The 2,800-nt window shown below is 43.9% G+C and carries 6 protein-coding genes; 5 read left to right on the forward strand and 1 reads right to left on the reverse strand.

Annotated features, from left to right (window positions below; genetic code table 11):
* A partial coding sequence (locus F6K49_RS39500) for a hypothetical protein (protein WP_293106063.1) occupies nucleotides 1–229 on the forward strand: 229 nt, incomplete at its 5' end.
* Nucleotides 230–379: 150 nt separating this feature from the next.
* On the opposite strand, the gene F6K49_RS39505 is transcribed toward F6K49_RS39500, so the two are convergent.
* The gene (locus tag F6K49_RS39505) at nucleotides 380–586 is read right to left on the reverse strand and encodes a hypothetical protein (RefSeq protein WP_293106066.1); all 207 of its coding nucleotides are present in this window, start codon (nucleotides 584–586) and stop codon (nucleotides 380–382) included.
* Nucleotides 587–786: 200 nt separating this feature from the next.
* Between F6K49_RS39505 and F6K49_RS39510 the strand changes: the two genes are divergently transcribed.
* The 4 genes from F6K49_RS39510 to F6K49_RS39525 form a co-directional block, all read left to right on the forward strand.
* Nucleotides 787–1,203, forward strand: coding sequence for an IS630 transposase-related protein (locus F6K49_RS39510; RefSeq protein WP_293106069.1), 417 nt, complete (start codon nucleotides 787–789; stop codon nucleotides 1,201–1,203).
* A gap of 45 nt (nucleotides 1,204–1,248) precedes the next feature.
* Entirely contained in the window at nucleotides 1,249–1,473 is a 225-nt protein-coding gene (locus F6K49_RS39515) for a hypothetical protein (protein ID WP_293106072.1), read from the forward strand.
* Nucleotides 1,474–1,616: 143 nt separating this feature from the next.
* Nucleotides 1,617–1,964: a transposase gene (locus F6K49_RS39520; protein ID WP_293106076.1), complete on the forward strand. Its 348-nt coding sequence runs from the start codon at nucleotides 1,617–1,619 to the stop codon at nucleotides 1,962–1,964.
* Between the two features lie 199 nt (nucleotides 1,965–2,163).
* Nucleotides 2,164–2,800 (forward strand): hypothetical protein (locus F6K49_RS39525; protein ID WP_293106081.1); only part of this gene is annotated, 637 nt, incomplete at its 3' end.

The raw sequence follows: 2,800 nt of genomic DNA on the forward strand, positions 1-2,800 counted from the left end.
TCTGGCTCCCAATCACGCTTTGTCAAGTCTGGCAACTCCTTTCGAGATCAGCAGTTTACCACTTTTTACTTCACTTTTTGTCAGTCAACCAGGCTTGCAGCCTTTGATTCAAGGGATTTTACGCGATATTTACATAAATTTACAATGTAAAAAGGCTTTGTTGCATAAAGAGTATGAGTTAGCTGCAATAATATGTGAGAGAGAAAAATTTGGCTCGACCCAGCCATGACAGAAGCTTTGACCTTGACCCAATAGAAAATTAGGAATTGGAGTGAGTACAACACAGCCCATTAAAACCGAGGAAGTTTGACCTTCACCGATTGATGAGGAGGTACTTGAGGGATGGTGGAATCCGCACAAGACAGGGAAACGAGGCAGATCACCCCAATACAGTGACATAGCGATCGCGCTCCATGAGTACGATCAGTTCACTGCTGAATTTACCAGGAAGGCAAACCCAAGGATTGATGGAGTCGTTATGCCCGGTTAATGGGGGTGGACTTAGATGTACCAGACCATTCAACGGTATCGAGGCGACTGGGAAAATTAAGTGTAGCAATGCCCGTCTGAGAAAGGAATTTGCCACGGCATGTGGTGGTGGATTCCACAGGTATAAAAGTGTATGGGGATGGAGAATCGAAAGTGCGTCAACATGGTGTGAGCTTTCCGTCGCAGTTGGCGAAAGCTTCATCTAGGGGTGGATGAGAGCACAGGGGAGATACTTGGTGCCCTATAGCCAAGAAAGGGATAATTAGGACATAATAGAGGGTGTAGCAAGTCGGAAAAATGCCATCACCTTATAGCGATGACTTTCGAGAAAAAGCGGTAGCAGCAGTAGATCGTGGCGAGAAAAAAACCCAGATCTGCCGGATGCTCAAAATTAGCCGAAATACTTTAGACCTTTGGCTAAAAGCTAGAGAAGAAAGAGGAACTGTTAAAGCCAAGCGGAACTATCGAAGGGGACCAAAGCCAAAAATCCGAGATTTAGACGAGTTTCGCCAATTTGCTCAAAAAAACGGCGGAATAACTCAAAAAGAGATGGCACAACAGTGGCCAGAGGAAATTAGTCGGATCACCATCGGCAAAGCTTTGAAGCGCATTGGTTTTACCCGAAAAAAAAAACTTATGGATACCAGGAAAGGAATGAACTCGAACGAGGCAAATTTCTCCAATATCTTGGTCAGTACGCTCAACAAAGGCTAGTTTATGTTGATGAAGCCGGAATTGATGATACAGAAGACTACCCCTATGGTTGGTGCGAGAAATCATGCGCGATATTACGATCTCAAATTAGGACATAAAACGGAGCGAATTAGCATGGTAGCAGCTTCCTGTTGTCGTCAGATCCTTGCCCCAATTACTTTTGTGGGATACTGCAACACTAAACTGATTGAGGGATGGGTTGAGTTTTTCAGTCAGGCCAGAACTGTTACCGGGCCAGATTGTGCTGATGGACAACGCGAGTTTTCATAACTCTGCTTACATCAAGAAATTAATCGAGCAGGCAGGATGTAAACTCCTATTTCTTCGGTGCTTATTCCCCCGACCTCAACAAAATCGAGAAATTTTGGGCGCGACTCAAACACTATTTGCGGCTCTAGTCTTCATCAATTTGATTGTTTACAAGATGCTTTGGATCATGCCTTCAGAGTATTGTCCTAACCAACTCTTTCTATGCTATAGTAAGTACCAATAACCTCAGTGACGATTCCGCTTTATCGGAGGTGTTGGACGCCATAGAAGAAAATATTGAAGCAGTATCCGCAGATGGAGCCTATGATAAGCGCAAGTGCTATGATGCCATCAGTTCTCGAGGTGCTCAGGTCAATATCCCCCCACGTCATGATGCTCAATATTGGCCACAAGAGGGGGACAACCATCCACGCAATCAGAACCTGGTGCGGATTGAACAAGTGGGTCGAAGCCAATGGAAACACGAGAGTGGATACCACCGTCGCTCATGATCGGAAACAGCGATGTTTCGTTTCTTGGTGATCTTTGGCACTAGTTGTTCTCGTCGTACTTTCGATAACCAGGCGCTTAGTACTTTTACTGGCCTGTGCTGCCCTCAATCCTATGACCCATTTAGGTATGCCTGATAGCTATGCCCATGATTCTTCAGAGTTCTCCTGAGAGGGGGAGCATTTTGACTCTTAATCATTCATGCAACAAAGCCATGTAAAAACTTTTGTCCGACGACTCAGTAACACGATTTTACGACAGGTAATGCAGATACAGATACTTGCGAAAACAGACTTAATTTCTTTAGGCGATTTACCAATTGATGAGATTTGGGGTTTACTACATAAAATGTGGGAGATAAAAAGAATACGAAAGGAGGCTTACACTCGAGATAACAAACATCCGCCTTTTTCTGCAAATTCTCTAAAAGGGGTTAGACCCTACTCTTTATTTAATTATCCATCTATTCGAACCATTGGCTCATATAGCGTTGCATTAAATGAAATGGGCGCTTGTTGCAACCAACACTTTAATCTAGAAACTATCCCCAGAACCTATAGCAACGAAAAAATCTCACATGTAGCTAGGGTACTGAGTGGTAGTCAGTTACCCTGGTTTCATTTGGGATATGTGCGAGTTCACGGTTCTAATGGCGATCATTTTATCCGGAAATTAGCGACACAGTCCACCGTGCCAAGCAGTAATGCCATAGCCAAAACTTTTCATCCACTACAGGGACTAACAGATATATTTACGCTCTTGGAGGAATGGCAATATTTCGAAGGACAATCTATTGGTGGCAGACAGATTACCTGGTTTGGCATGGGTAATAATAATG

This window comes from Moorena sp. SIO3I6, assembly GCF_010672095.1.

What these genes read in the sequence shown, in the direction of transcription:
- F6K49_RS39515 (WP_293106072.1), top strand. Translation starts at nt 1,249, where the DNA reads ATGGTTGGTGCGAGAAATCATGCGCGATATTACGATCTCAAATTAGGA.
- F6K49_RS39510 (WP_293106069.1), top strand. Translation starts at nt 787, where the DNA reads ATGCCATCACCTTATAGCGATGACTTTCGAGAAAAAGCGGTAGCAGCA.